Genomic DNA, 25,367 nt, shown 5'->3' with positions numbered 1-25,367 from the left:
GAAACCGCACCGGGAAAGGAAGTTCGCGTGCGATTGCTGTTCACGACCGCGCCGTTGCGCGGCCATCTGTTCCCCCTCGTGCCGCTCGCCTGGGCGGCCCGGGCGGCCGGGCACGAGGTCCTGGTCGCCACGACCGAGGCGTTCGCGCCGGTCGTGCTCCGGTGCGGGCTGCCGGTCACGTCCTGGGGTGCCGCGCCCGACTTCGTCGAGCTGGTCGGCGGCGAACCGCCGGTGACCGCCGAGAGCACCGTGCTGCGCCGCGCCGAGCACGGGCACGCGTTCGGGCAGATCGCCCGGGCCTGCCTGCCCGGCGCGCGCAAGCTGGTGGACGCGTGGCGGCCCGACCTCGTCGTCAGCGAGCGGGCGGAGTTCGCCGGCCCGCTGGCGGCCGCGGCCGGCGACGTCCCGGTCGTCGCCTACCACTGGGGTGTCGCCCCGCTGACCGAGTACGGCCGGGCGGCGGCGATCGAGCTCGCCGCGGCACCGCCGGACCCGGTCGCCACGCTCGACCCGTGGCCACCGGGGATGCGGCTGCCGCACGCCGCCGGCCACGAAGGCGTCCGGGGCGGGTCGTTCAACGGCGACGTCCACCTGCCGGACTGGGCGTTCGAGCCGCGCGAGCGGCCGCGGGTGTGCGTCACCTTCGGCACCGTGCTGCCCGGGATGGCCGCCCTCGGGCTGCGCGAAACCGTGGCACCGATGCTGAAACTGCTCAAGGAGCTCGACGTCGAGCTGGTGGTGGCCGCCGCCGACGACGTGCTGGCGGACTGGCCCGAGCTGGCCGCCGCGGCCGACCGCGCCGGGCGGCTCCCGCTCGCCCAGGTGCTGCCGGCCTGCGAGGCCATGGTCAACCACGGTGGCCAGGGCACCGTGCTCACCGCGCTGGAGGCCGGCTGCCCGCAGCTGGTGCTCCCGCAGTTCGACGACCAGTTCGACAACGCCGCGGCCGTGGCCGCGAGCGGCGCGGGCCTGCAGCTCTCGCTGGACGAGGTGTCGCCGGAGCGGGTGGCCGAGCGGTGCCGCGCGCTGCTGGACGAACCCGCCTTCACCACCGGCGCGGTGCGCGCCGCCGCCGCGGTCCGGGCCCAGCGCTCGCCCGCGGAAGTCGTGGGCCTGCTGGAGAAACTGGTCGCGGCATGACGAACTCTTTCTGGGACGAATTGGGGAGCTGGTAGCTATGCCGGGCGGAATGCGGATCGAAGAGACCAAGGTCCCGAATGCCTTCAGGCTGTTCCCGGAGCAGTTCCCGGACCAGCGGGGCCGGTTCCACGAGGCGTTCCGCGCGGACGCGCTCTCGGACCTGATCGGCTACCCGTTCGTGGTCAACCAGGTGAACTACTCCACGAGCCGCCGCGACACCGTGCGCGGCATCCACGGCACGACGCTGCCACCGGGCCAGGCGAAGCTGGTCACGTGCGTGCGCGGCGCGGTGATGGACGTCGTGGTGGACCTGCGCGTCGGTTCGCCGACGTTCGGCGTCTTCGACGTCACCTACCAGGACGAGGACTCCGGCACGGCGGTCTACCTGGCCGACGGCCTGGGCCACGCCTTCCACGCCCTGACCGACGACGCGTGCATGAACTACCTGTGCTCGCAGAACTACGTGCCGGGCACCATGCTCGTGCTCAACCCCATGGACCCGGACATCGGCATCCCGTGGGAGCTGACCGGGCCGCCGATCATGTCCGAAAAGGACGCGAACGGCGTCGGCCTCAAGGAGGCGGAGTCCGAAGGGCTGCTGCCGACCTACGAGGAGTGCCTCGCGCACTACGCGGCACTGGGGGCGGGCGCCGCCGCGACGCCGGCGAGCCGGCCGACCTCCCCACTTCCCGACGAGCAGCGGAGCTTCTGCCGATGACGAGCTACCAACCGGCCCAGCGGCTGCGCTTCGGGGTGATCGGCTGCGCGGACATCGCCTGGCGGCGGACGCTGCCGGCGATGGAGACCGACCCGGCGATCGACGTCGTCGCGATCGCCAGCCGCGACGGCGATCGGGCCCGGACGTTCACCGACCGCTTCGGCGGCACGCCGTACGCCGGCTACCAGGCGGTGGCCGAGCGCGAGGACGTCGACGCCGTCTACATCCCGCTGCCGCTGATGCTGCACGCGGAGTGGATCGAACGGTGCCTCGACGCCGGCAAGCACGTGCTGGTGGAGAAGCCGATGTCCGACGGCTACAAGGAGTCGGCCCGGCTGCTCGACCTCGCCCGCGAGCGCGGCCTGGTGCTGCTCGAGAACTACATGTTCCTCTACCACTCTCAGCACGCGGCGGTGCGCAAGCTGCTCGCCGACGGCGCGATCGGGGACCTGCGCGGTTTCCACAGCGCGTTCACGATCCCGCCGAAGCCGCCGGGGGACATCCGCTACCAGGCGGACGTCGGCGGTGGCGCGTTCCTCGACTTCGGCGGCTACCCGATCCGCGCGGCGCAGCACCTGCTCGGCCGGGACCTGTCGGTGGAGGGCGCGGTGTTCCGCCGCGACCGCGCGCTCGACGTCGTGATGTCGGGCAGCGTGCTGCTCGCGTCACCCGAAGGCGTGCCGGCCCAGCTGACCTTCGGCATGGAGCACTCCTACCGGAACAGCTACGCCCTGTCCGGCAGCACCGGGCGGCTGACGGTGGACTGGGCGTTCACCCTGCCGGAGACGCACCGGCCGGTGCTGCGGATCGAACGGCAGGACCACCGCGAAGAGGTGGTGCTGGCGGCCGACCACCAGTTCGCCGGGGCGATCCGGGCCTTCGTCGAAGCGGTCGTCACCAAGGCGCCGCTGCGGGAGGAGCACGACGGGACGCTCGAGCAGGCCGCCCTGATCGAGCAGGTGCAGCGGGTCGCCCGCAACGTCTGGATCTGAAACTTTCCCATACCCAAGAGGGAGATTGTGAGCATGTCGAACACAGCCGAATGCCGGATCTGCGGCGGCACGGTCGAAGAGTTCTTCGACTTCGGGCGCCAGCCGCTTTCCGACGCCTTCGTCGCGCCCGGCGCGGACCCGGAGAAGGAGTTCTTCTTCCGCCTCGCCGTCGGCCTGTGCGGCGGGTGCACGATGGTGCAGCTGATGGAAGAGGTGCCCCGCGAGGCGATGTTCCACGAGGAGTACCCGTACTACTCCTCGGGTTCCGTGGTGATGCGCGGGCATTTCGAGGACCTCGCCAAGCACCTGATCGCCACCGAGCTCACCGGCGACGACCCGTTCGCCGTCGAGATGGGCTGCAACGACGGCATCATGCTCAAGACCCTGGCCGACTCCGGCATCCGGCACCTGGGCGTCGAGCCCTCCGGTGGCGTCGCCGACGTCGCGGCGTCGAAGGGCGTGCGCGTGCGCAAGTCGTTCTTCGAGGAGTCGACCGCGCGCGAGATCCTCGCCGAGGACGGCCCGGCCGACGTCATCTACGCGGCCAACACCCTGTGCCACATCCCGTACATGGACTCGATCCTCGACGGCGTCAAGGCGCTGCTCAAGCCGACCGGCGTGTTCGTCTTCGAGGACCCGTACCTGGGCGAGATCGTGCGGCGCACGTCGTTCGACCAGATCTACGACGAGCACTTCTACTTCTTCACCCTGCGCTCGGTGCAGCAGATGGCCCAGCGCCATGGCCTCGAGCTCGTCGACGCGCAGCGCCTCGACGTCCACGGCGGCGAGGTGCGCTACACGCTGGCGCCGGCCGGGTCCCGGACGCCGTCGGACGCCGTCCGCGAGCTGCTCGCCGAGGAGCAGGCCGCCGGGCTGCACGAGCGGGCGACGCTGGAAGCGTTCGGCGCGAAGGTGCTGCAGGTCAAGGAAGACCTCGTCACCCTGCTGCGCAAGGCGAAGGACGAGGGCAAGCGCGTCGTCGCCTACGGCGCCACGGCGAAGAGCGCGACCATCGCCAACCTGTGCGGCCTCGGCCCGGACCTCGTCGAGTTCGTCTGCGACACCACGCCGGCCAAGCAGAACCGGCTCACCCCGGGCACGCACATCCCGGTGAAGCCGGCCGCCGCGTTCTCGGACCCCTACCCCGACTACGCGCTGCTGTTCGCGTGGAACCACGCCGACGAGATCATGGCCAAGGAGCAGGCGTTCCGCGACGCCGGCGGCCAGTGGATCCTCTACGTGCCGACGGTCCGGCTGGTCTGATGACCGAGACCACGACGTTCCCGCTCTCCTGGATCGGCGACTGGGCGCCGGAGCCGATCCCGGGCGGCGCGGCGGGCATCTTCAACTCGGCCGTGGCGGCGTTCGCCGTCGCCACGGCCTGGGAGGCCGGCGCCCTCGACGCGCTCGACGGCGGCGGCACCCTGGACGTGCCGGAGTTCTGCGCGCGCCGGGACCTGCACGAGCCGTCGATCCGGAGCGTGTTCGCGGCGCTGGCCTCGGTCGGCATCGTGGTGCGCGAGGGGGACGCCGTCGTGGCCGGCCCGGAGTTCGCCGAGGTGTACCGGGCCAAGGCGTTCTTCCACTGGCTCACCATCGGCTGCGGCGAGCTGTTCGCGAACATGCCGCGGATCGTGCGCAACACCGAGCGCACCGGCGACTTCTTCCGGCGCGACGCGGCGGCCATCGGGTTCGCCTGCCGGGACATCAACCGGCAGGCGTTCGACCCGGTGTTCGCCGACGCCCTGGCGGACCTGGACTTCCCGGTGACCAAGGTGGCCGACCTCGGCTGCGGCAGCGGCGGCCGGCTCATCGACCTGGCCCGCCGGTTCCCGGGCGTGCGGGGCGTCGGCGTCGACATCGCCCCGGCGGTGCTGCGCTCGGCGGCGTCGAACACCGAAGCCGAGGGACTGGGCTTCGAGTTCGTCGAGGCGGACGTCCGCGCGCTGGGGCCGTCACCGCGCTTCGAAGGCGTCGAACTGCTGACGTGCTTCATGATGGGCCACGACTTCTGGCCGCGGGAGCGCTGCGTGGCGACCCTGCGGATGCTGCGCGAGGCGTTCCCGGACGCACGCCGGTTCCTGCTCGGCGACACCGCGCGCGTCGAAGGCGTGCCGGACCGCGAGAAGCCCGTGTTCACCCTGGGGTTCGAGACCGCGCACGACCTGATGGGCGTCGACCTGCCGACGCTCTCGCAGTGGGACGGCGTGTTCGCCGAGAGCGGCTGGCGCCTGCTGCGCGCCCGGCCGGTCGAGGTGCCCGCCGCGTCCGTGATCTTCGAACTGAGCTGATCTTCTGAGCTTGCCTGAGAGGGGACGACATGCGGGTCCTGGTGACCGGCGGAGCTGGTTTCATCGGCTCGAACTACGTCCGGCGGGTGCTGTCCGGGGGCTACCCCGCGCTGGCCGACGCCGAGGTGACGGTGCTCGACAAGCTGACCTACGCCGGGAACCGGGCGAACCTCGCCCCGGTGGCCGGCAGCGAGCGGCTGAGGTTCGTCGAAGGCGACATCTGCGACGCCGCGGTCGTGGCGGACGTGATGCGCGGCGTCGACCTCGTGGTGCACTTCGCCGCGGAGTCCCATGTGGACCGGTCGATCGCCGGGTCGGGCGACTTCGTGCTGACGAACGTCCTCGGCACGCACACGCTGCTCGAAGCGGCGTTGCGCGCCGGGACCGGCAAGTTCGTGCACGTGTCCACCGACGAGGTGTACGGCTCGATCGACGACGGCTCCTGGCCCGAAACGCACCCGCTGGAGCCGAACTCGCCGTACTCGGCGGCGAAGGCGTCGTCGGACCTGCTGGCCCGGGCGTACTTCCGCACGCACGGCCTGCCGGTGTGCGTGACGCGGTGCTCGAACAACTACGGGCCGTACCAGTTCCCGGAGAAGGTCGTCCCGCTGTTCGTCACCAACCTCCTAGACGGCGAGCAGGTGCCGCTCTACGGCGACGGCCTGAACGTGCGCGACTGGCTGCACGTCGACGACCACTGCCAGGGCATCCAGCTCGTCGCCGAGGCGGGCCGGCCGGGCGAGGTGTACAACATCGGCGGCGGGACCGAGCTGAGCAACCTGGACCTGACCGGCCGGCTGCTGGACGCGGCCGGCGTGGGCTGGGACCGCGTCCGCCGGGTGGAGGACCGCAAGGGCCACGACCGGCGGTACTCCGTGGACATCTCGAAGATCAGCGCCGAGCTGGGGTACGCGCCGCAGGTGAAGTTCGACGACGGCCTGGCCGCGACGGTGGCCTGGTACACCGCGAACCGGTCCTGGTGGGAGCCGTTGAAGGAACGAGCCGCCGAAAGGTGAAGACGTTTCGGGCCGGGGTCGGCTATGTTGGCCTCTTCGGTCGGCGTGCTGGGGGGTCGGAGGCGATGGAAGGTGCGGGCCGGTACGACCTCGTGACCGAGCGGCGGTTCCTGAACCCGCTCGAAACCGAGGCCGACACGGGCCGCGCGCCCGCGGTGGTCGGTGACCGCTACGAGCTGGGCGAGCTGCTCGGCAGCGGCGGCACCGCCCGCGTCTACCGGGCCCGCGACCGCGACGCCGGCACCGAATGCGCCGTCAAGCTGTTCCACCGCAACGCCGCCACCCTCGGCCCCCGCCGCGCCCGCGAAACGGCGATCCTGCAGGGTCTCGACCACCCGGGGGTCGTCGGCCTGCACGACGCCGGCCTGGAAGACGGCCGCGCGTACCTCGTGGTGCAGCTCGTCGAGGGCGAGGACCTGGCCGAGCGCCTGCTCACCGGCCCGCTCGGCCTCGACGAGATCACGGCCGCGGCCCGGCGGCTGGCCGACGCGCTGGCCCACGTGCACGAGCGTGGCGTCATCCACCGCGATCTCAAGCCGGGCAACGTGCTGCTGGGCGCGGACGGCGCGATGATCACCGACTTCGGCGTCGCGTACCTGCTGGACACCACGCGCGTCACGGCGGTCGGCTCGGTCGCCGGGACCGCGGCGTACATGGCGCCGGAACAGGTCCTCGGCGAGCCCGTGGGCCCACCCGCCGACGTCTACGCGCTGGGCCTCGTGCTCATCGAAGCCGTGACGGCCGAGCGCGAGTACGCCGGCCCGCGTGTCGAGGCCGCGCTCGCCCGGCTGAGCAGGCAACCCCGCATCCCGGAAGGCCTGCCGGACGAGCTTTCCCAGGTGCTGCACCTGATGACGGCCCGCGACCCGGCGTTGCGCCCGACCGCCGCCGAGGTCGTGCGGGCGCTGTCGGGGGTCTCGTCACCGTCGTCGGCTTCGTCCGAGTCGTCGCCGTCCGAGCCGCTGCCGTCCGGCCTGGTGACACCGCCTTCGCTGCCCGCGTCCCGTCGCAAGCGCGGCGTGGTCGCGGCGGCCGTCCTGTCGCCGGTGGCCGCCGGGCTGGTGCTGGTCGCGCTGGTGACGGGCAGCGGCCGGGTGACCGACAGCCTGCACTCGCCGTCCTACCCCGACCCCGGCCGGATCCCGGCCACGTCGTTCGCCCCGGCGCCGTCGTCCATCGTGATCCTCACCCCGGTCGGTTCGGACGTGGTTTCCCCGCCGGGCGAGGGGAAAGCGCCGTCCGGCGGCACCGCGGCGGCCGTCCAGGCACCCCCGCCGTCGATGACCACGGTGACGTCGACCGCGACCCGCGGCCCGCACCGCGGGGTCCGCCACCACACCCCGCTGAAGCACGCGACCAAGGCGATCCCCTCGGGCAAGGCCAAAGCCCGGTAGCGCCGCCGCCGCCGGGCAGGCCGAAGTCCGTGAATGCCACATTCACGGACACTAGGTCCCTCGATGTGGCATTCACGGACGTTCGCCGGACGTGTGGCCGGGCTCACGTGGGTGCGCGGAAACTCGTGGCCGTCGGAGGCCGGGATCGCCGAGCGCGTCCGGACGGTTACCGGGAGCATGGGGGCATGGCGCGACGTCTGGCTGCGGCCCTCCTCCTGGTGGCACTGTCCCCGTTCGTCGCCGAGTTCCTGCTCGGCGACCAGTACCTCAGCGGCACCCCGCGACCCGGGCAGCAGTTCGGCCAGTTCGGCATGTTCGTCGCCTTCTACGGCAGTGGCGCGCTGCTCATCCGCGAGATCGCCCGGCACCTCAACCGCGGCTGGCCGACCATCCTCACGCTGAGCCTCGCGTTCGGCCTGCTCGAAGAAGGCCTGCTGACGCAGTCGCTGTTCAACCCGGACTACCTCGGCATCCGCGTGCTCGACGCCGGGCACATCCCGGCGCTCGGGATCGGCGCGCCGTGGACGGTGTACGTGCTGACGCTGCACGTCGTGTGGAGCATGGGCACGCCGATCGCGATCACCGAGGCGCTGTTCGGGCGGGAACCGTGGCTGGGCAAGCTGGGCCTGGCGTTCTGGTCGGTCGTGTTCGTCCTCGGCTGCGCCGCCGAGTTCCTGATCTCGCTGCTGGTCGGGCCCGCGCCGTTCATGTCGGCGCCGGCCCAGCTGATCGTGGCCGGCCTGATCGTGGTGGGGCTGGTGGTGCTGGCGATCCGCGGCTTCCGCAAGCCGCCGCGTGACGCGCCGAAGGGCAACCGCTGGGCCGGGTTCGCGGTCGGCCTGGTCGCCGGCACGGGCGTGCAGCTGCTGGAACGCTGGGAGTCGATCTCGCCGTGGCTGCTGGCCGCGTTGATGCTGGCGCTGGTCGTGGTGGCCGCGGTGGTCGTGCGGGCCCTGAACCCACCGGCGTTCGCGCCGGCGGCGGGCACCCTGCTGACGTACTGCTGGGTCGGCCTCAACACCGCGATCGGCCAGGGTGTGGTGGCGATCATCGAGCAGACGGTGCTGGTGGCCGTCGCGGTGGCGCTGCTGCTGGTGACGGCCCGCCGGACCACGGCCGAGTACTGAAGTCCACAGTGGACAGCGCCTGGCGGGACGCCGTCCAGTGTGGACTCAGGTGCCGGCCGGCTCGGTCAGCAGCGCGGCGTCGACGGCGCGGCGCATGGCCGCCGCGGTGGCGGGGCTGTCCCGCGCGATCGCGATCGCGGTGTTGACGAGCACCGCGTCCGCCCCGAGCGCCAGCGCTTCCGAGACTTGTTCGGGAGTACCGAGCCCGCCCTCGGCGACGACCGGGACGTCGACGGTTTCGATCACGGCCCGCACGGCGTCCGGGTCGAGGACGCCCCGCGCGCTCGCCACCGGTGACGCCATCACACGCAGCGCCACGGCGCCGAGGTCGACCAGCTGCTTCGCCAGGCCGGCGTCGGGCCGGATGAACGGCAGCACCGAAAACCCGTCGCCGATCAGGGTTTTCGCCGCGGCCACGGTGGGTTCGCCGTCGGGCAGGTTGTCCGGCGTGCGGACGTCCAGCTTGATCACCTCGATGCCGAACGCGTCACGCAGTTTCTTCGCGGTGTCCACCGCTTCCCCGGCCGAGTAGGCGAACGAGGTCGTCCCGATCCAGCCGTACCGGGTGAGGTCCATCGCCTCGTCGAGGTCCGAGAGCAGCAGGCTCGCCCGGTCCCCGGTGGGGTCGTAGGTGGTGATGAAGACGTCGCAGCCGCCGGCGGCCAGGACGTCGGCGACGAGCCGGGGGTCGGCGTACTGCTCGATCCCGACGATCAGCCGGGAGGTGAAGGAGACCCCGCCGGCCACCAGCCAGGGGGTGTTCACCGGTCTGTTCGCGTCGTGCACGATCCTCCTCGCAGATCGATGACTTCGACACCGGCGGCCGCCGGCGCCTCTGACCGAGGATGCCGCATCCTGGTCTGGACCAATAAAGCGGCCCTCTCCGAACGGGTTTCGCTAGAGTCGCCACCATGGATTTCCAAGACGTGGTACGGCGTCGGCGCATGGTCCGGGAGTTCGGCCCGGAGCCGGTGCCCGCCGGGAGCCTGGAGCGCCTCCTCGACAACGCCACGCGCGGTCCGTCCGCCGGGTTCTCGCAGGGACAGGCGTTCCTGGTCCTCGAAGGCGACGCGCTCGAGCGCTTCTGGGCGGTGGGCCTGGACGCCGTCCAGGACTCGGTGCGCACCGCGCCGCTGGTGATCGTGCCGCTGTCGTGCAAGCGGGTGTACCTGGACCGCTACGCCGAACCGGACAAGGGCTGGACCGACCGCGACGAGTCGCGGTGGCCGGTGCCGTTCTGGCACATCGACACCGGGATGGCGGCGCTGCTGATCCTGCAGACCGCCGTCGACGAGGGCCTGGGCGCGCTGTACTTCGGGATCGTCCCCGAGCAGGTGGCGCCGTTCCGCGCGCTGTACGGCGTGCCGGACGACCAGGAGCCGATCGGCGCCATCGCCATCGGGTACCCGGCGGAGACCGTCCCGGTCGACCGGGAGCGGTTCAAGCGGCGCCGGAAGCCGCCGGCCGACGTCGTGCACCGCGGCCACTGGAGCTGACGCTCGGATCCGGACCGTGGAATCCGTAGCGGCCCGTGTCGCCGCCGTCGCTTTCCGGGGTCCGGTTGCGCCGGTCGAGTCGGCCTTTCGCATTCAGCTAGCGAGGGCCAAACGGCCGTGCCAAATTGATCCCATGAGCGAATACCCGAGTTATCCGGCTTCGTCCGACCCATCCGCTTCGAGCGCCGCCGCCCCGGCCCGGCCGAGCACCATCGAGGTCTCGTTCTGGGCGTTCATCGCCTCCACTGTGGTCAGCCTGATCGGCGGCATCCTGGTCTTCGGCAACAGAGACGCCCTGACCACCGCCACCCGCGACGCCAGCAGGCAGAACGGCACCGGCCTGACCGAGGCGCAGATCGACCAGGCGGTGACCATCGGCCTGGTCGTGGCGGTGGTGATCGCGGTCGTGATCGCGCTGCTGTACCTGCTGTTCGCGTTCAAGCTCCGCGCCGGCCGCAACTGGGCCCGCATCGTGCTGACGGTGATCACGGTGCTCCAGGTCCTGTCGGTCCTGGTCGGCCAGAGCACGTGGGTCACGTACGTGAGCGTCGTCGCCGCGGTGATCGGCGTGGTGTTCTCGTTCCTGGCCCCGTCGAGCGCCTACATCAACGCGAGGAAAGCCGTCCGCTGACCCCGCGGGCCGCGCCGTATCCCCCGGCGGCGCGGCCTGGGGTCACCCCGCTCAGCCGACGGCCGCTCGGGCGGCTTCGACGTCCGGGTGGATCTCCAGCATGTCGGCCAGTCCCAGCAGGGAGATCGGCCTCAACACCGCGCGCTGGCGGGTGACGAGGACGAACCTCGTGCCGGCCGCGTCGGCGGCGCGGTGGGCGTGGATCAGTGCCGTCAATCCGGTGGAGTCGCAGAACGTCACGTCGGTCAGGTCGGCGATCACCGGGGTCCCGGACTCGATCGCCGTCGCCAGGCGGTCGCGCAGCTCGCCGGAGACGGACGCGTCGATCTCGCCGGCCGCCTTCAGCACCGTCGCGGCGCCGGTGGACGTCAGCTCGAGCGCGAAGTTGACGCGGGCTGGCGGGCCTTCGATCACGGGTGGACTCCTCCGGGGGGTCAGCGCGGGATCACGCATGACGGGACCACGGCTGGTGTCTCAACCGTATTGACACGACCGTAGCAGCCGGGGCCGTCGGCGGCGCCGCTCCGGAGGCCGCGAAGCCGCGTACCGTGTGGAGGCGGCGACTGAGGAGGTCCTGGCGTGGATTGGTTCCTTGACCGGCAGGACCGCGCCTCCGCGTCGCTGCTGCGCCGCGAGATCACCGCCTACCTCAGCCGCCACGCGGTGGACCAGGCCGAGCAGATCGACGACGCCGCGTTGATCGTCGCGGAGCTGCTCGCGAACGCCTACGACCACGGCCGCGGCGACATCTGGGTGTCGCTCCAGTGGACCGAGGTCCGGCCGGTGCTCGAAGTGCACGACATGGGTGAGGCGTTCACGCTGCCGCGGGAGGCGCCGACGGCGGAGCAGTACCGCGGGCGTGGCCTGTGGCTCGTGTCGCAGTTCTCCTCCGAGCTCGCGGTGGCCGCGAAGCGCGCCGGCGGGAAGTTCGTGCGGTCGGTGCTGCCCGTGGTCCGGCCGGTGGAGCTGACGCTCGACCTGCCCGCGCGCCGCGTCAGCCCGCTGCCCGCCATGTCCGAGGCCCGCCCCGAGGGCGGGTTCGGCCGCGAAAGCTTCCTGCGCGCCCTGGTCGTCCAGTTGTCGACGGCCGTCGAGCAGCAGCAGGGCCCGGAAGCCGCGCAGCGCGCGATCGCCCAGGTCGCGGCCGACATCGGCGGCCAGATGGAGCAGGAGTACCGCGACGCCATCGCCACGCAGGCGGCCCAGCTGGCGCCCGAGCAGATCGCCGAGTGCCTGGTCCGGCTGAAGGCGGCGATCGGCGGCACGTTCCAGGTCGTCGAGATCACCGGCGACCGCCTGGTGTTCGTCAACTCCGACTGCCCGTTCGGCGCGGCGGTGCGCCAGTCGCCGTCGTTGTGCCGCATGACGTCGTCGGTGTTCGGCGGCATCGCGGCCCGCAACGTCGGCGAGTCGGCGGTGACGCTGGAGGAGCGCATCGCGGTCGGCGATCCGCAGTGCCGGGTGGTGGTCCACCTGGGCGCGGCGGCGGCGAAGGCGGAGAACGCGCACCGCTACACCGCGAGCGCCTGACCACTCGGCGCGGCGCCGGGGATCGAGGCGGTGGCCCCGGGTCTTGGCGGCATCGCGGCCCGCGTCGACGGTGACACTGGAGGAGCGCATCGCAGTGGGCGACCGCAGTGCCGAGTGGTAGTCCACCTTGGGTGGGGCGGCGAAGAAGGCGGAAAACGCGCATCGCTACACCGCGACCGCCTGACCTCTCACCGCCGCCGGGGATCGAGGCGGTGGCCCCGGGTCTCGGCGGCATCGCGGCCCGCAACGTCGGCGAGTCGGCGGTGACGCTGGAGGAGCGCATCGCGGTCGGCGATCCGCAGTGCCGGGTGGTGGTCCACCTGGGCGCGGCGGCGGCGAAGGCGGAGAACGCGCACCGCTACACCGCGAGCGCCTGACTCCTCACCGCCGCCGGAAGGCCAGCAGCGCGATGTCGTCCTCCGCGGCTTCGCCGAAGCGGTCCAGCAGCGTGTCGCACAGCGTCTCCAGCTCCGCGTCGTGGGTGACCGCCGTGCGGAGCAGGTCCATGCCGTCGTCGATGACGCTGCCTCGGCGCTCGATCAGGCCGTCCGTGACCAGCAGCACCAGCGTGCCGCGGTCGAGGGTCAGGGCTGTCGCCGGCGGGCGGGGCAGGCCGATGCCGAGCAGGGGCCCCGCGACCTCGACGTACCGGGCCCCGGCCGCGTCGGCCAGCAGGGGCGGGATGTGGCCCGCGCTGGCGATCTCCAGCGCGCCCGACGCGGGGTCCAGCACGACCAGGCAGAGCGTGGTGAGGCTGCGCGGGTGGTAGCGGCGCAGCATGGCGTCCAGCAGGTCCAGGATCTCGACCGGTCCGTGCCCCTCCACCGCGTACGCGCGCAGGGCGTGCCGCACCTCGCCCATCACCGTGGCCGCCTCGATGGAGTGCCCGACGACGTCGCCGACCGCGATCAGCAGGCGGCCGCCGATGTCGGAGACCTCGTAGAAGTCGCCGCCGATCTCCGCGTTGTCGCTCGCGGGGGCGTAGCGCGCGGCCATCTCCAGCTCGGGCCGGGCCGGGAGCTCGCGGGGCAGCAGGCTCTGCTGCAGCGTCAGCGCGAGCTGGTGCTCTTCGGAGAACGTCCGCATCGCCTCGCACGCCAGCGCGGTCGCCTGGCCCAGCTGCAGCAGCAGGTTGCGGTCGTCCTCGGACTTGATCCCGCGCGCCGCCACGGTGATCGCGACGGGCAGCCGCGACGGGTTCGGGTAGACCAGCGCCACCAGCGAAAGCCCGTCCGGTGACGGGAAGACCGAGGACGCCGGCGCGTCGGCGGCCACCGCCTTGGTGGCCTGCTCCAGCGCGCGCGGGGTGTCCGCGTGGACGACCGGGACCTCGGCGGCGTCCTCGGTGGTGGCGGAGCGCACCTGGCCGCGGTGGCTCGCGCTGACGACCGAGGCCGGGCCCTCGAAGATCGTCGCCGCCCCGGTGGCGGCCGCGGCGAGGACGTCGTCGAACGTGCGGGCGCTGTTCATCGCGAGGGTGGCGCGGGTCAGCCGGCCCAGCCGCAGCGCCAGCCGTTCGGCGTGGGTCCGGGCCCGGTAGTACCGCAGGGCGGCCTCGACGGTGGCCACCAGCTCACCGGGGTCGACCGGCTCGATCAGGTACCCGTCCGCGCCGCGGTCGAGGCCGGTGGTGCGGTCCTCGACCTCGATGGCCGTGGCGGAGATGTGGATCACCGGCATCGCGGCCGTGCGCGGGTCGCCCTTGATCCGCTCGCAGATGTCGAACCCGCTCATGTCCGGCAGGTTGACGTCCAGCAGGACGATGTCCAGCTCCTCGGCGGCGATGGCGGTCAGCGCCTCCCGGCCGGTGCGGGCCTCGGTGACGCGGTAGCCGTTGCGGCGCAGCCAGCTGCTGGTCAGGTACCGGCTGGCCTCGAGGTCGTCGACGACCAGGATGCTGGCCCGGCCGGTTTCGCCGGGGGTGCTCATGCGGTCACCGCCCGGGCCACGACCGCGAACGCTTCACCGATGGCGAGCCGGAGGGTTTCCGGCGTGACCTGCGACTTGAGCAGCAGGCCCGCGCGGAGGCCGGCCCCGGTCAGGTCCAGCCCGTCCGGCGGCGACGAGGTGACCACGACGACCGGGATGTCCCGCAGGCCGGGTTTCTCCCGCAGCACCTGGAGCACCTCCTTGCCGTTCATCCCGGGCATGAGCAGGTCGAGGAAGATCAGGCCCGGCCGGTGCTCGTCGAGGGCTTCGATGGCCTCCCGCCCGTCCGCGGCGTGCCGGACGTCGGCGGCGACGCCGTGGACCAGCCGGGCGAGCCGGTCCCGGAAGTCGGCGTCGTCGTCCACGATCAGCAGTGAGTCGACGCGGGCGGGCGAGGGCCGGCTCGGGTCGGGCCGCGGCAGCCGGAGCACGACGGTGGTGCCCGACCCGTGCTCGCTGGCCAGCGTCAGGCCACCGCCCAGGATCTCCGCGAGCCGGCGCGCGTACGGCAGGCCGAGCCCGGTGCCCGGGGCGCCTGCCTGCAGGTCGTTGTGGACCTGGTGGAACTCCTCGAAGACGCGGTCCTGCTGGTCGGCCGGGATGCCGATGCCGGTGTCGGTGACGGTGAACCGGACGTCGCCGGCGTCGGCGTCGATCCGCAGCCGGACCTCGCCGCGCTCGGTGAACTTGAGGCTGTTGGACAGCAGGTTGCGCAGGATGCGGACGAGCATCGTCTCGTCGGTGACCAGCTGCGGTTCCGGGCCGGGGTCTTCGATCACCAGCTTGACCTCGGGCGAGGTCACCGTCGAGCGCAGGGCGCCCCGCAGCTGGAGGCAGACGGCGGTCAGGTCGACCTGGGTCGGCTGCGCGACCAGCCGGCCGGACTCGGCCTTCGCGGTGTCGAGCAGCTCGTTGACCAGGGAAAGCAGCGTCGACCCGGCGTCGTTGACCAGGCTCACCTGACGGCGCTGGTCGTCGGTGAGCGGATCCGCGCCGGGGCCGGTCAGCAGCCGGGCGAGGCCGATGACGGAGTTGATCGGCGCCCGCAGCTCGTGGCTGATGTTCGACCAGAACCGGGTCTTCGCCTCGCTGGCCGCCTTGAGCTGGCTCGACTTCTCGTTCAGCTCGGCGTAGAGGGCGACGACCCCGCGGTTCGTTTCCTCCAGCTCTTCGGAGAGTTCCTTGTACAGCGCGACGACCCCGTGGTTGGTCTCTTCGAGCTCCTCGTTGACCCGCATCAGCTCCTGGCTCTTCGCTTCGAGGCTCTCCAGGGTTTCGATCAGCTCCTGGTTCTGCGCCCGCAGCTCGTCCATCGGGGTGCTCACCCCGCGCAGCGCCAGTGCTTCGCGCAGCCGGTCGAGGTCGGCGGCCGTGGGCGTCTTCGCCGCGGGGGAGCGCAGCTTGTGCAGCGCGACGACGTTGCGGTCCGCCTCGCGGGTGACGCGCACGTCGTCCATCAGCCGGTCCGCGGTGGCCCGGCCGGACCTGAGCACAGCGTCGGCCGGGCCGCCGGGCCAGCCGAACTCGACGACGAGCGCGGGCGGCGCGTCCTTGAGGAGGAACCGGACGGTGGCCTGCACCCCGGCGTGGACGAGGTCACGCCCGATGTCGCTGAGCACGGTGGCGACCCGGATCTGGTCCTGGCTCTCCAGGCCCACCGCTTCGGCCACTTCGCGGCCGCACCGGCGGATCGTGAAGACGTCCGGCTCCGCGCCGACCGGCAACCGGATCAGCTCGTCGCGCTGCCGGGTGGTCATGGGCGGGGCTTGCCGACCAGCACGCCGGCGTCGTCGTGGCGGATCCCGGCGTCGCGCAGCAGCGCCGCCGCGATCGCCAGGGGAGTGGCGGCGAACAGCCGTTCGCGGCCGTCGACGCTCCACCGCTCGGTGAGGCCGTCGGAGTGCAGGACCACCGTCGAGCCGGGCGGCAGCGGGTAGTCGAACGCGCGGATCGTGCGGGCCTGGTGCCCGGCGACGCCGGGTGCGGAGATCATGCCCTGCTTGCGCCCGCCGGCCACGACGCAGCCGGCGATGTTGCCCAGGCCGGCGAACCGGACGGTGCCGGCCGCGGTGTCGACGTCCGCGACCGCGACCGCGCCGCCTCGGGTCCGGCGCAGGGCCTCGTGGATGTGCTTCACCACTGCCTCCGGCGGCTCGGTCGCGTGCTCGCGGAAAACGTCGGCGGCGGCGCGGGACGCCGCGGCCGCCAGCGGGCCGTGGCCCGATCCGTCACACATCATCAGCCGGAGCCGGCCGGGCTCGTGGTGCACAGCGTAGGCGTCGCCGCAGACTTCTTCGCCGCCGATCGGCCGGGTGATCCCGGCGAAGCCGGTCTCGGGGATCTCGGCGAGCGGGCCGCGCTTGGGGTGGAACCGCGCGGTGACGACGGTGCCGTGGCCGGGCTCGGAGAGCACCGAGGCCACGTCGGCGAGCCGGCGCACGGCCCCCATGCCGATCCCGAGCGTGCCGGCGGTGGACTCGCCGTCCTGGCCGGCGGCGACGGCGTCGGCCATGCCGGGGCCGCGGTCGATCGCGACGACCTCGACGGCGGCCTCGCTGACGCCCCGGACGGACCGGACGACCACGACGCCTTCGACGGCGTGCTTGGTGAGGTTCGTCGCGAGCTCGGTGACGGCCAGCCCGATCTCGGCCACCCGGACCTCGCCGAAGCCGAGCTGACCGGCGAGCGTGGCGGCGGCGCGCCGGGCCCGGCCGTGCGCCGTCTCGTCCTCGACCCGGAGCCAGGCGAAGTCCTCGGTGACCGGGAGAGAACCGGCGGTGGTCATCGCGCCCACTTGACGACGGTGATGTCCGTCCCGCGGCCGACCTCGGTGTCCAGGTCGAACTGGTCCACCAGGCGCTTCGCGCCGCCGAGCCCGAGGCCCATGCCCTTGCCGCTGCTCCAGCCGTCGGCCAGGGCGACGGTGACGTCCGGGATGCCGGGGCCGTCGTCGTGGAAGTGCGCCCGGACGCCCTTGCGGCGGCCGTCGGTGATCTCCTCGACGCGGGCCGTCCCGCCACCGCCGTAGATCAGGGTGTTGCGCGCGAGCTCGCTGGTCGCGGTGACCAGCTTGGTCTGGTCCACCAGGGACAGCTTGACCTCCAGCGCGTAGGCGCGCACGAGCTGGCGGACGCGGACGACGTCCTCGTCCGCCCGGATCACCTGCTCGTCCGTTCTGCCGGGGTCGGTCATCCCGTCACCGGAACGGGTTCCTCGTCCGGGCCGGCCGTGGTCCCGGCGCGCCGGGCGGCGAGGGAGTCGAGCACCTTGATCCCGCGCTCGAGGTCGAGCGCCGTGCGCACGCCACCCAGCGTCAGGCCCAGCTCGACCAGGGTGATCGCCACGGCCGGGCGCATGCCGACGACGACGGTCTCGGCGTCGAACAGCTTCGACAGCGACGCGATGGTCGCGAACATCCGGCCGATGAACGAGTCGACGATCTCGACCGCGGAGATGTCGATGACCACCCCGGACGCGCCGGTCGCACTGATCTTCTCCGCGAGATCCTCCTGCAGGGCCAGCACGCTCTGGTCCTGCAGGTCGATCTGGATGGAGACCAGCAGCATGTCGCCGATCTTCAGGATGGGGACCCGGTCCATCAGCGCGTCCGCTCGCGGGAACGGGTCACGACGACGCCGTCGCGCTGCAGGGCGTGGCGGAGCGCGTCGGCCAGCGTGGCCTTGGTGGTGATGTCGCCGAACTCGATCCCGAGCGCCACGATCGTCTGCGCGATCTGCGGCCGGATGCCCGAGATGATGCATTCGGCGCCCATCAGCCGGGCCGCCACGACGGTCTTGAGCAGGTGCTGGGCGACCTGGGTGTCGACGGCCAGCACGCCGGTGATGTCGACGATCGCGTGCTCCGAGCCGGTCTCGACCAGCGCCTCCAGCAGCTTCTCCATCACGACCTGGGTGCGCGCGGAGTCCAGGGTGCCGACCAGCGGCACGGCCAGCACGCCTTCCCAGAGCTTGACCACCGGCGTGGTCAGCTCGAGCAGCTGCTCGGACTGCTCCCGGATGATCTCCTCGCGGGCGGCGGCGTAGGTCTCGAACGTCCACAGCCCGAGCGTGTCCAGCAAGGAGGAAAACGCCAGCACCTCGCGGAACACCTGGGGGTCGGCGGCGTTCTCGGTCAGCTCGGACACGGCCTGCTTGAGGGCGAAGACGCCCGCGGCGGTCTCGGACGGGCTGAAACCCTGGCGGGCCCGGCTGCGGGAGAGGTCGGCCAGCTGCGCCTTGAGCTCGGTGAACTCGGACCGGTCCAGACCACCGTCCAGGGTGATCACGGCGGCGATCGCGGTGTACAGCTCGCGCAGGTCACGCTCGAGCTCGGTGGTCGTCAGCCGCCCGCGCAACGCCGACCCGGCCAGCTCGGCCCAGCGGCCGACCAGCCGGTCGCGGTCCGTTTCGAACACCTCGGCCAGCCGGTGGACCGGCCCGCTTTCCGCTACCACGGTTTCTCCTTGCGACGTCACTTGTGGTGCTGACAGTAGCCGGTGGCCCCGGCCGGGTTTCCCGTCGCGAGGGGTAATCCCGATGGGGGTACCCGCGCACCGCAGTTGGTGCACTATTCACGAAAGGGGAGCGGTGTGATCGGCGCGGCACCGGGGTAATCCGGGGAAATGACGATGACCAGGGCCTACCGCGGCGGCGAACCGAAGGAGGAGGGTTTCCGGTCGAGCAGGTGTCGGATTTCCTCGCCGACGAGGACACGACCGTGTGGGTCGACCTGTGCGAGCCGACGGAAGCGGACCTCGCCGCGCTGACGGCGGAGTCCGGGCTGCACCGCCTGGCCGTGGAGGACGCCGTCCACGAGCACCAGCCGTTCTTCGACGAGGCGACCGCGCCGTACTTCCAGGACGTCTACGACCACGTGCTGCGCGCGTCGGAGTGGACGGAGTCGTTGCGGGAGCTGGTTTCCACGATTCGCGAGACGCAGCTGAACCTGCAGAGCAACCGGCTCAACCTGATCATGAAGAAGGTGACGGGCTGGGCCGCGGTGATCGCCGTCCCGACCGCGGTGACCGGCTTCTTCGGCCAGAACGTGCCGTATCCGGGCAGCGGGAGCTCGCTCGGTTTCCGGATGTCGACGCTCGCGATCGTGCTGTTGTCGGCGTTGCTGTTCGGTATTTTCCGCCGTCGCGACCGGCTCTGACGGCTAGCCGCGCAGCAGGACGAAACTCGCCCGCGCGACGGTCGTTCCCGCCGACGTCACCCGGCACGACGTGAAGACCGCGCGGCGGCCGACGCGGTCCGCCGTCGTGGCCACTTCCAGCCAGCTGCCGACCGCGGCCGCCGAGAGGAAGTCGACCGTCGAGCTGACCGTGCGCACCACCGCGCCCTCGCCGATCGCGCGGCGCGCGGTGCGGCCGGCGGCGATGTCGGCCAGCGTCATCAGGAAGCCGCCGTGGGCCGTGCCGAGCGTGTTGCGGTGCTCGTCGCGGACGTGGACCCCGAGCACGCCGTCGTCGTTGACGTGCAGCGGTCCCACCAGCCCCGAGAACGGCGACGACTCCAGCACCACGAAGCCCGGCGGCGGGGTGCTCACCGGGCCGCCTGGAGGAGCCGGGCGAGGCGGTCGAGGTCGTCCTCGAGGTCGATCGACGGGTCGAGCAGCCACTGCGCCTGCAGGCCGTCGGACGCCGCGATCAGCACCCGCGCGGCGAAGTCCGCGTCGACCGGCGGCGTCTCGGGCCGCGGGGACCGCGTGAACTTGCGGGCGAGGATCTCGCGCAGCTCGCGGTAGCGGCGCGTGAAGAACCCGTGGGCCGCGTGCTCGGGGTCGGGCGCGGCCGCGGTCATCTCGAGGAAGAGCCGGACGAGGCCGGGCGTCTTGGCGGTGTGCGCGGTCACGGCGGCGAGGTCGTCGAGGGGGCCGTCCGGGTCGAAGCTCGCGCGGTCGGCCGCGTCGCGCTCGGCGAGGATCGCCACGAACAGCTCGTCACGGGCCGGGAAGTAGTGCAGCAGCCCGCGTTCGCTCAGCCCGGTCCGCTTCGCGATGGCCCGCAGCGACGGCCCGGTGCTGTCGCTCTCGGCGTAGGCGGCCAGCGCCTCGCGCAGGATCTGCTGCCGCCGGGCGATCCCCTTGGCGTACGGGCCGCGACGTGTCGGTTCGGGCATGGGCCGACGGTACCGGGAAATTGAAAACACAGCATCGCTGGGTTTTCGTGTACCGTCCTCGCCGTGGAGAGATCGCCGATGATCGACGCGAGCGCCGTGCGGCTGGGCCGCCTCGGGCCGTTGCTGCTGCTCGGCCAGCTGGCCTGGGCCGCGCCGGGCGCGGCGAGCGGCACCCTGCTCGCCGCCCTGCTGGCCGGCGTCACCCCCGCGCACAAGGTCGGCGTCTTCACCGCCTACGCCGTGGCCGGCGCGGTGACCAGCGCCGCCGGCACCGTGCTCGGCGGGCTCCTCTCGGACCGGACGCGCAACCGGCTGGGCCGCCGGTCGCCGTGGCTGCTCGGCTCGGCCCTGCTGGCCGCGGTGGCGCTGACCGCGGCCGGGCTCACCAGCGACCTCGTGCTGGTCGGTGCCTGTTACGCGGTCTTCCAGCTCGGCGTCGGGACGTGGGTGGCCGCGTTGTCGGCGCTGATCCCCGACCACGTGCCGGCCGGCTCGGTCGGCCGGGCGTCGGCGTTCGCCGGCTTCGGCTTCCTGCTCGGGCAGACCGCCGGCGGGGTCGTGGCGGGCGCGCTGGTGACGACGCCGGCGCGCGGGCTGATCGTCGTCCCGTGGCTGATGGTGCTCGTCGCGGTCGTCCTCGCGCTCGCCGTACCCGGGCGCGACAACCGGGACGAGCCCCGGCGGATCGCCCGGCGCGACCTGGCGCTCCCGGCGTCGCGTGACTTCTGGCTCGCCTTCACCGGGCGGTTCCTGTTCATCCTCGCGATCCTGATGATCACGACGTTCCAGCTCTACCTGCTCACCGACTACCTGGGCCTGCCCACCGCCGAAGCCGGCCGGGTCGTCGGCCTGGCGACGCTGCTGGTGGGCGTGCTCTCGGCCGTCTCGGTGATCGTCGCGGGCGTGCTGGCCGACCGGCTCGGCCGGCTGAAACCGGTGGTCGGCGGGGCGCCGGTGCTGCTGGCGCTCGGCCTGGTCCCGCTGCTCGTCGCGCCGGGGCTGGGCACCGAGCTGGTGTTCTTCGGGATCGTCGGGCTGACGCTGGGCGCGTACCTGGCGGTCGACCAGGCCCTGATGATCGCGGTGCTGCCCGATCCCGGCACGGCCGCGCGCGACCTCGGCGTGCTGAGCATCGGCTCGACGCTGCCCGGCGTCGTCGCGCCGATCGCCGGCGGCCTGCTCGCCGGCGCGGCCGGCTACCTGGCGATCTTCGTGGTCGCCCTCGTCCTGGCGGTGGCCGCGGCCGCCGTCGTCCTCGGCATCAGGAGTGTGCGATGACCTTCCCGCCCGGTTTCCTCTGGGGCGTCGCGACCGGCGCCCACCAGACCGAAGGCGGCAACGTCGCCAGCGACTGGTGGTACCGCGAGAACCGGCCGGACTCGCCGGTCGCCGAGCGCTGCGGCGACGCTGTCGACAGCTACCACCGCTGGCCCGAGGACCTGGACCTCGCCGCGGGCGCGGGGTTCACCGACTACCGCTTCGGCATCGAGTGGTCCCGCGTCGAACCGGCCGACGGCCACGTCTCGCACGCCGCGATCGCGCACTACCGCCGGATCGTCGAAGGCGCGCGCGAACGCGGCCTGCGGCCCCTCGCGACACTGCACCACTTCACGCTGCCGCTGTGGTTCTCCGCGGCCGGCGGCTGGCTGCGACCCGATGCCGTGGACCGGTTCCTGCGGTACGTCGACGCGCTCGCGCCCGTCCTCGACGCCGGCGTCGAACGCGTGGAAACGATCAACGAGCCCAACATCGTCGCCATCTTCCCGAAGCTGACGGCGGCCGGGGAGCTGGCCCACGGCCTGCCCGAACCGGACGCGGCGACGACGGCGGCGATGATCGCGGTCCACCGGTCCACTGTGGACCGATTGCGCGCGAACCACCCCGGCCTGCTCGTGGGCTGGGGCGTCTCGGTCCAGGACTACCAGGCCGAACCCGGCGCCGAGGCGGCGCTGGAGGCCTACGCCGAGCCCCGCGACCAGGTCTTCCTGCGGGCGAGCGCGGGCGACGACTTCGTCGGCGTCCAGACCTACACCGGCGGCCGGCTGCGCGCGGACGGCACAGTGGCCGAAAACCCGGCGGCCGAACGCACGCAGACCGGCTGGGAGTACACGCCCGGCGCCCTGGGCGGAGCCGTGCGGCGCGTGGCGCGCGTGGCCCGCGACGTCCCGATCATCGTCACCGAAAACGGCGTCGCGACGGCGGACGACGACCGGCGCGTCGCCTACACGACCGGCGCGCTGGAGTCGTTGCGCGAGGCGATGGCCGACGGCGCCGACGTCCGCGGGTACTTCCACTGGAGCCTGCTCGACAACTGGGAGTGGGGCCACTGGGGTCCGACGTTCGGCCTGGTCGCCGTCGACCGCACGACGTTCGCGCGCACGCCCAAGCCGTCGCTGAAGTGGCTGGGCGGGCTCGCGCCGTCGAGGATGGACGCGTGACCCCCGAAGACGCCGGCCTCTCGCCGGCCGGACTGGACCGCGTCGACGCCGCTGTGCAGCGGCAGATCGACGACGGCGTGATCGCCGGCGCCGTCACGCTCGTGGCGCGCCACGGCGAGGTCGTGCGCACCACGGTGCTGGGCCGCGACCGCCGGTTCCCGCGCAAGCCGCTGCGGACCGACACGATCTTCCGGATCTTCTCGATGACGAAACCCGTCACCGGCCTGGCCATGTCCATCCTCGCCGACCGCGGGCTCTGGAAGCCGGCCGACGCCATCGCCGAGCACCTGCCCGAGCTGCAGGACCTGCGCGTCGTCACCGGGTTCGCCGACCGCGGCCGCCCGGTGCTCGCCGACCCGGTGCACCCGCCGACGATGCTCGAGCTGCTGACGCACACCGCGGGGTTCGCCTACGGCTGGGACAAGGCCGACCCGATGACCCGGCTCTACCGCGCCGAACGGCCGTTCCGGGCCACGAGCCTCGACGACTTCGTGGCGCGCGTGAGCCGGCTCCCGCTGGCCTACCAGCCGGGGACGAGCTGGCGCTACAGCCTGTCGATGGACCTGCAGGGCGCGATCATCGAGCGGCTCAGCGGCCAGTCGCTGCCGGACTTCTTCCGGGAGCACATCTTCGAGCCGCTGGGCATGACCGACACCGCGTTCCACACCCCGCCGGAGAAACGCCGGCGGCGGGCGGCGCTGCACTTCACCGGCGGCCCGGTCCGGCTGCTGCCGATCCGGAACCCGCTCTACCGCGACTCCGCCACCCCGCCCGCGGCGGCGATGGGCGGCATGGGCCTGGTCTCCACGATCGGCGACTACGCGAAGTTCGCCCAGCTGCTGCTGAACCGGGGCGAGTGGCACGGCCGCCGGATCGTCAGCGAAGAAGCTCTCGCCGCGCAGATGTCGAACCAGCTGCCGGAATCCTTGCTGGAGCGGGGTTTCCATGCCGGGCACATGGACCTGCGGCCCGGGTTCGGCTACGGCTACGACGGCGCGGTGTTCCACGACCCGGCCCTGGCCGGCGCCCCGGTCGGGCGCGGCACCTACCAGTGGGACGGCGCCGCGGGCACCTGGTTCTGGGTCGACCCCGAGCACGACCTGCTCTACGTCGGGATGATCCAGCTGCTGTCGTACGCGGCGCCGCCGCTGCAGAAGATCACCCAGGCGCTGATCGCCGAAGCGCTGCTCGACCGGTGACCGCGACGTTCCCGCTCGGGCCGTTCGAGCCGAGCCCGGCCAACCCGATCCTGCGCCCGCGCGGTACCGGCTGGGAGTCGGCGAACCTCTACAACCCGGCCGCGATCGTCGTCGGCGACCGCGTCGCGCTGCTCTACCGCGCGCACGCGGCCGACCGCGTCTCCCGCATCGGTCTCGCCTGGAGCGCGGACGGCGTCCGGTTCGACCGTGAAGACGACCCGGTTCTGGTCCCCGCGCACGACTACGAGCGGGCCGGGTGCGAAGACCCCCGGATCACGCGGGTCGGCGAGACGTACTACCTGACGTACACCGGCTTCGACGGCGCGCAGGCCCAGCTGTGCCTGGCGACGTCGGCCGATCTGCGCACCTGGACGAAGCACGGCCCGCTGTTCCCGGGCTTCAACACCTGGCGAACCTTGCCGTACGGCCCGGACAAGCCGTGGAGCAAGGCCGGCGTCATCCACCCGGAGAAGCTCGGCGGCCGCTACTGGATGTGGTTCGGCGAAGGCACGATCCACGCGGCGACGTCGGCGGACCTGCTGCACTGGACGCCGGTGGCCGGCGACGAGCACCCGATGCACACGCCGACCCCCGGCGAGTGGGACGCGACCCTGGTCGAGATCGGCGCCCCACCGGTCCGCACCGACGACGGCCTGCTGGTGTTCCTGACCAACGGCGCGACCGCGTCGTCGCCCAGCGAGGTCCACTACCGCTGCGGCCAGATCGCCGTGGCCGCAGCGGATCCGGCGACGGTCGTCGCGCGCACAACCGAGCCGTGGCTGCGCCCGACGAGCTTCGAGGACACCCACGGGATGGTCTCGAACGTCACGTTCGTCGAGGGCCTGGTGCACTTCCGCGGCCGCTGGTTCGCCTACTACGGCCAGAGCGACACGACCCTGGCCGTCGCGATCTGCTGATCACCGTCGTTCCAGGACGACGATGGGGATCTCGCGACCGGCTGCTTTCTCGCGGTACTCCGGGAAGTGCGGCCAGAAGGTCTCCGCGATCCGCCACCAGCGGTCTTTCTCCGCACCGTGCACTTCGCGCGCGCGGACGGCGAGGACGTCGTCGTGGTCCTGCACGCGCACGAGGGGATCGGCGAGGACGTTCCGGTACCAGGCGGGGTGCTCGGGCGCACCCCCGGCGGACGCGACCACGGCGTAGACGCCGTCGTGCTCGATCCGGATCAGCGGGGTCTTGCGGACCTTGCCGGTCTTGGCGCCGGTGGTGGTGAGGATGACGACGGGCCGGCCTTCGAGCGTCCCGCCCTCACGGCCACCGGTGGCTTCGTACCGGTCGACCTGCTCGCGGACGCGCTCACTGGGGCTGGGTGCGTAGTCCATGGTT

28 protein-coding genes are annotated in these 25,367 nt (G+C 72.5%); 17 read left to right on the top strand and 11 right to left on the bottom strand.

Features of this window, described 5'->3' with window-relative positions:
* Positions 1–27: 27 nt before the first annotated feature.
* From OG439_RS28280 to OG439_RS28245, 8 genes are all read left to right on the top strand, one after another.
* Positions 28–1,140 (top strand): nucleotide disphospho-sugar-binding domain-containing protein, encoded by a 1,113-nt coding sequence (locus OG439_RS28280; protein WP_326943847.1) that lies wholly within the window; start codon positions 28–30, stop codon positions 1,138–1,140.
* Between the two features lie 49 nt (positions 1,141–1,189).
* Positions 1,190–1,858, top strand: coding sequence for a dTDP-4-dehydrorhamnose 3,5-epimerase family protein (locus OG439_RS28275; protein WP_326943846.1), 669 nt, complete (start codon positions 1,190–1,192; stop codon positions 1,856–1,858).
* Positions 1,855–2,850 carry a Gfo/Idh/MocA family protein gene (locus OG439_RS28270; protein ID WP_326943845.1) on the top strand — a complete coding sequence of 332 codons (996 nt, stop codon included), beginning with the start codon at positions 1,855–1,857 and terminating at the stop codon, positions 2,848–2,850. The genes OG439_RS28275 and OG439_RS28270 overlap by 4 nt, the downstream gene beginning before the upstream one ends.
* Positions 2,851–2,883: 33 nt before the next feature.
* The gene (locus OG439_RS28265; RefSeq protein WP_326943844.1) at positions 2,884–4,113 is read left to right on the top strand and encodes a class I SAM-dependent methyltransferase; all 1,230 of its coding nucleotides are present in this window, start codon (positions 2,884–2,886) and stop codon (positions 4,111–4,113) included.
* Positions 4,113–5,141, top strand: coding sequence for a class I SAM-dependent methyltransferase (locus OG439_RS28260; protein ID WP_326943843.1), 1,029 nt, complete (start codon positions 4,113–4,115; stop codon positions 5,139–5,141). The genes OG439_RS28265 and OG439_RS28260 overlap by 1 nt, the downstream gene beginning before the upstream one ends.
* A gap of 29 nt (positions 5,142–5,170) precedes the next feature.
* Positions 5,171–6,157: a dTDP-glucose 4,6-dehydratase gene (rfbB, locus tag OG439_RS28255; protein ID WP_326943842.1), complete on the top strand. Its 987-nt coding sequence runs from the start codon at positions 5,171–5,173 to the stop codon at positions 6,155–6,157.
* Between the two features lie 65 nt (positions 6,158–6,222).
* Positions 6,223–7,551, top strand: coding sequence for a serine/threonine-protein kinase (locus OG439_RS28250; RefSeq protein WP_326943841.1), 1,329 nt, complete (start codon positions 6,223–6,225; stop codon positions 7,549–7,551).
* A gap of 185 nt (positions 7,552–7,736) precedes the next feature.
* Positions 7,737–8,678 carry a hypothetical protein gene (locus OG439_RS28245; protein ID WP_326943840.1) on the top strand — a complete coding sequence of 314 codons (942 nt, stop codon included), beginning with the start codon at positions 7,737–7,739 and terminating at the stop codon, positions 8,676–8,678.
* 45 nt (positions 8,679–8,723) lie between these two features.
* Here the strand turns inward: OG439_RS28245 and OG439_RS28240 are convergent, their stop codons facing one another.
* Positions 8,724–9,464 (bottom strand): nitronate monooxygenase, encoded by a 741-nt coding sequence (locus tag OG439_RS28240; RefSeq protein ID WP_326943839.1) that lies wholly within the window; start codon positions 9,462–9,464, stop codon positions 8,724–8,726.
* Positions 9,465–9,589: 125 nt separating this feature from the next.
* On the opposite strand from OG439_RS28240, the gene OG439_RS28235 reads away from it, so the two are divergent.
* Together OG439_RS28235 and OG439_RS28230 are read left to right on the top strand one after the other, a co-directional pair.
* Entirely contained in the window at positions 9,590–10,174 is a 585-nt protein-coding gene (locus OG439_RS28235) for a nitroreductase family protein (RefSeq protein WP_326943838.1), read from the top strand.
* Positions 10,175–10,307: 133 nt separating this feature from the next.
* Positions 10,308–10,805, top strand: a complete 498-nt coding sequence (locus OG439_RS28230; RefSeq protein ID WP_326943837.1) for a hypothetical protein — start codon at positions 10,308–10,310, stop codon at positions 10,803–10,805.
* 51 nt (positions 10,806–10,856) lie between these two features.
* Here OG439_RS28230 and OG439_RS28225 read toward each other — a convergent pair whose 3' ends face one another.
* Entirely contained in the window at positions 10,857–11,219 is a 363-nt protein-coding gene (locus tag OG439_RS28225; protein WP_247056443.1) for an STAS domain-containing protein, read from the bottom strand.
* Between the two features lie 165 nt (positions 11,220–11,384).
* Between OG439_RS28225 and OG439_RS28220 the strand changes: the two genes are divergently transcribed.
* Together OG439_RS28220 and OG439_RS28215 are read left to right on the top strand one after the other, a co-directional pair.
* Positions 11,385–12,335: a methanogen output domain 1-containing protein gene (locus tag OG439_RS28220; protein ID WP_326943836.1), complete on the top strand. Its 951-nt coding sequence runs from the start codon at positions 11,385–11,387 to the stop codon at positions 12,333–12,335.
* A 212-nt stretch (positions 12,336–12,547) separates the two neighbouring features.
* Positions 12,548–12,712 carry a hypothetical protein gene (locus tag OG439_RS28215; protein WP_326943835.1) on the top strand — a complete coding sequence of 55 codons (165 nt, stop codon included), beginning with the start codon at positions 12,548–12,550 and terminating at the stop codon, positions 12,710–12,712.
* A gap of 4 nt (positions 12,713–12,716) precedes the next feature.
* Here the strand turns inward: OG439_RS28215 and OG439_RS28210 are convergent, their stop codons facing one another.
* Genes OG439_RS28210 through OG439_RS28185 form a run of 6 tightly spaced genes read right to left on the bottom strand, consistent with a single transcriptional unit; the run spans position 12,717 to position 18,717 of the window.
* A complete protein-coding gene (locus tag OG439_RS28210; RefSeq protein ID WP_326943834.1) occupies positions 12,717–14,264 on the bottom strand; it encodes a fused response regulator/phosphatase in 1,548 nt (515 codons plus the stop codon).
* Complete coding sequence (locus OG439_RS28205) at positions 14,261–16,021, bottom strand: ATP-binding protein (protein ID WP_326943833.1); 1,761 nt, start codon at positions 16,019–16,021, stop codon at positions 14,261–14,263. The genes OG439_RS28210 and OG439_RS28205 overlap by 4 nt, the downstream gene beginning before the upstream one ends.
* Positions 16,018–17,049, bottom strand: coding sequence for a SpoIIE family protein phosphatase (locus OG439_RS28200; protein ID WP_326943832.1), 1,032 nt, complete (start codon positions 17,047–17,049; stop codon positions 16,018–16,020). The genes OG439_RS28205 and OG439_RS28200 overlap by 4 nt, the downstream gene beginning before the upstream one ends.
* Complete coding sequence (locus OG439_RS28195; protein ID WP_326943831.1) at positions 17,046–17,456, bottom strand: anti-sigma regulatory factor; 411 nt, start codon at positions 17,454–17,456, stop codon at positions 17,046–17,048. The genes OG439_RS28200 and OG439_RS28195 overlap by 4 nt, the downstream gene beginning before the upstream one ends.
* Entirely contained in the window at positions 17,453–17,863 is a 411-nt protein-coding gene (locus OG439_RS28190; RefSeq protein WP_326943830.1) for an STAS domain-containing protein, read from the bottom strand. Before OG439_RS28190 ends, OG439_RS28195 begins: the two co-directional genes overlap by 4 nt.
* Complete coding sequence (locus tag OG439_RS28185; RefSeq protein WP_326943829.1) at positions 17,863–18,717, bottom strand: STAS domain-containing protein; 855 nt, start codon at positions 18,715–18,717, stop codon at positions 17,863–17,865. Before OG439_RS28185 ends, OG439_RS28190 begins: the two co-directional genes overlap by 1 nt.
* Positions 18,718–18,947: 230 nt before the next feature.
* Between OG439_RS28185 and OG439_RS28180 the strand changes: the two genes are divergently transcribed.
* Positions 18,948–19,418, top strand: coding sequence for a CorA family divalent cation transporter (locus OG439_RS28180; RefSeq protein WP_326943828.1), 471 nt, complete (start codon positions 18,948–18,950; stop codon positions 19,416–19,418).
* Between the two features lie 3 nt (positions 19,419–19,421).
* Here OG439_RS28180 and OG439_RS28175 read toward each other — a convergent pair whose 3' ends face one another.
* Both OG439_RS28175 and OG439_RS28170 read right to left on the bottom strand, forming a co-directional pair.
* The gene (locus OG439_RS28175) at positions 19,422–19,811 is read right to left on the bottom strand and encodes a PaaI family thioesterase (protein ID WP_326943827.1); all 390 of its coding nucleotides are present in this window, start codon (positions 19,809–19,811) and stop codon (positions 19,422–19,424) included.
* Positions 19,808–20,383 carry a TetR/AcrR family transcriptional regulator gene (locus OG439_RS28170; protein WP_326943826.1) on the bottom strand — a complete coding sequence of 192 codons (576 nt, stop codon included), beginning with the start codon at positions 20,381–20,383 and terminating at the stop codon, positions 19,808–19,810. Before OG439_RS28170 ends, OG439_RS28175 begins: the two co-directional genes overlap by 4 nt.
* Positions 20,384–20,446: 63 nt before the next feature.
* Here OG439_RS28170 and OG439_RS28165 point away from each other — a divergent pair, with 63 nt between their 5' ends.
* The 4 genes from OG439_RS28165 to OG439_RS28150 are packed head-to-tail and all read left to right on the top strand — an operon-like array spanning position 20,447 to position 24,937.
* A complete protein-coding gene (locus tag OG439_RS28165) occupies positions 20,447–21,661 on the top strand; it encodes an MFS transporter (RefSeq protein WP_326943825.1) in 1,215 nt (404 codons plus the stop codon).
* A complete protein-coding gene (locus OG439_RS28160; RefSeq protein WP_326943824.1) occupies positions 21,658–22,821 on the top strand; it encodes a glycoside hydrolase family 1 protein in 1,164 nt (387 codons plus the stop codon). The genes OG439_RS28165 and OG439_RS28160 overlap by 4 nt, the downstream gene beginning before the upstream one ends.
* On the top strand, positions 22,818–24,020 hold the full coding sequence (locus OG439_RS28155) for a serine hydrolase domain-containing protein (RefSeq protein ID WP_326943823.1): 1,203 nt from the start codon (positions 22,818–22,820) through the stop codon (positions 24,018–24,020). The genes OG439_RS28160 and OG439_RS28155 overlap by 4 nt, the downstream gene beginning before the upstream one ends.
* Entirely contained in the window at positions 24,017–24,937 is a 921-nt protein-coding gene (locus OG439_RS28150) for a glycoside hydrolase family 130 protein (protein WP_326943822.1), read from the top strand. Before OG439_RS28155 ends, OG439_RS28150 begins: the two co-directional genes overlap by 4 nt.
* Here OG439_RS28150 and OG439_RS28145 read toward each other — a convergent pair whose 3' ends face one another.
* On the bottom strand, positions 24,938–25,363 hold the full coding sequence (locus OG439_RS28145) for a nitroreductase family deazaflavin-dependent oxidoreductase (RefSeq protein ID WP_326943821.1): 426 nt from the start codon (positions 25,361–25,363) through the stop codon (positions 24,938–24,940).
* Positions 25,364–25,367: the final 4 nt, after the last annotated feature.

The sequence above is a fragment of the Amycolatopsis sp. NBC_01307 genome (assembly GCF_035975215.1).
Taxonomy (GTDB): Bacteria; Actinomycetota; Actinomycetes; order Mycobacteriales; family Pseudonocardiaceae; genus Amycolatopsis.
Note: the sequence above shows the minus strand (reverse complement) of the source record. Positions and strands in the feature narration are given on the sequence as shown.

Coding starts and splice junctions, on each gene's coding strand:
- OG439_RS28205 (WP_326943833.1), bottom strand. CDS start 16,021: ATGACCACCCGGCAGCGCGACGAGCTGATCCGGTTGCCGGTCGGCGCG.
- OG439_RS28265 (WP_326943844.1), top strand. CDS start 2,884: ATGTCGAACACAGCCGAATGCCGGATCTGCGGCGGCACGGTCGAAGAG.
- OG439_RS28275 (WP_326943846.1), top strand. CDS start 1,190: ATGCGGATCGAAGAGACCAAGGTCCCGAATGCCTTCAGGCTGTTCCCG.
- OG439_RS28230 (WP_326943837.1), top strand. CDS start 10,308: ATGAGCGAATACCCGAGTTATCCGGCTTCGTCCGACCCATCCGCTTCG.
- OG439_RS28270 (WP_326943845.1), top strand. CDS start 1,855: ATGACGAGCTACCAACCGGCCCAGCGGCTGCGCTTCGGGGTGATCGGC.
- OG439_RS28160 (WP_326943824.1), top strand. CDS start 21,658: ATGACCTTCCCGCCCGGTTTCCTCTGGGGCGTCGCGACCGGCGCCCAC.
- OG439_RS28195 (WP_326943831.1), bottom strand. CDS start 17,456: ATGACCGACCCCGGCAGAACGGACGAGCAGGTGATCCGGGCGGACGAG.
- OG439_RS28200 (WP_326943832.1), bottom strand. CDS start 17,049: ATGACCACCGCCGGTTCTCTCCCGGTCACCGAGGACTTCGCCTGGCTC.
- OG439_RS28250 (WP_326943841.1), top strand. CDS start 6,223: ATGGAAGGTGCGGGCCGGTACGACCTCGTGACCGAGCGGCGGTTCCTG.
- rfbB (WP_326943842.1), top strand. CDS start 5,171: ATGCGGGTCCTGGTGACCGGCGGAGCTGGTTTCATCGGCTCGAACTAC.
- OG439_RS28245 (WP_326943840.1), top strand. CDS start 7,737: ATGGCGCGACGTCTGGCTGCGGCCCTCCTCCTGGTGGCACTGTCCCCG.
- OG439_RS28235 (WP_326943838.1), top strand. CDS start 9,590: ATGGATTTCCAAGACGTGGTACGGCGTCGGCGCATGGTCCGGGAGTTC.
- OG439_RS28260 (WP_326943843.1), top strand. CDS start 4,113: ATGACCGAGACCACGACGTTCCCGCTCTCCTGGATCGGCGACTGGGCG.
- OG439_RS28190 (WP_326943830.1), bottom strand. CDS start 17,863: ATGGACCGGGTCCCCATCCTGAAGATCGGCGACATGCTGCTGGTCTCC.
- OG439_RS28210 (WP_326943834.1), bottom strand. CDS start 14,264: ATGAGCACCCCCGGCGAAACCGGCCGGGCCAGCATCCTGGTCGTCGAC.
- OG439_RS28145 (WP_326943821.1), bottom strand. CDS start 25,363: ATGGACTACGCACCCAGCCCCAGTGAGCGCGTCCGCGAGCAGGTCGAC.
- OG439_RS28170 (WP_326943826.1), bottom strand. CDS start 20,383: ATGCCCGAACCGACACGTCGCGGCCCGTACGCCAAGGGGATCGCCCGG.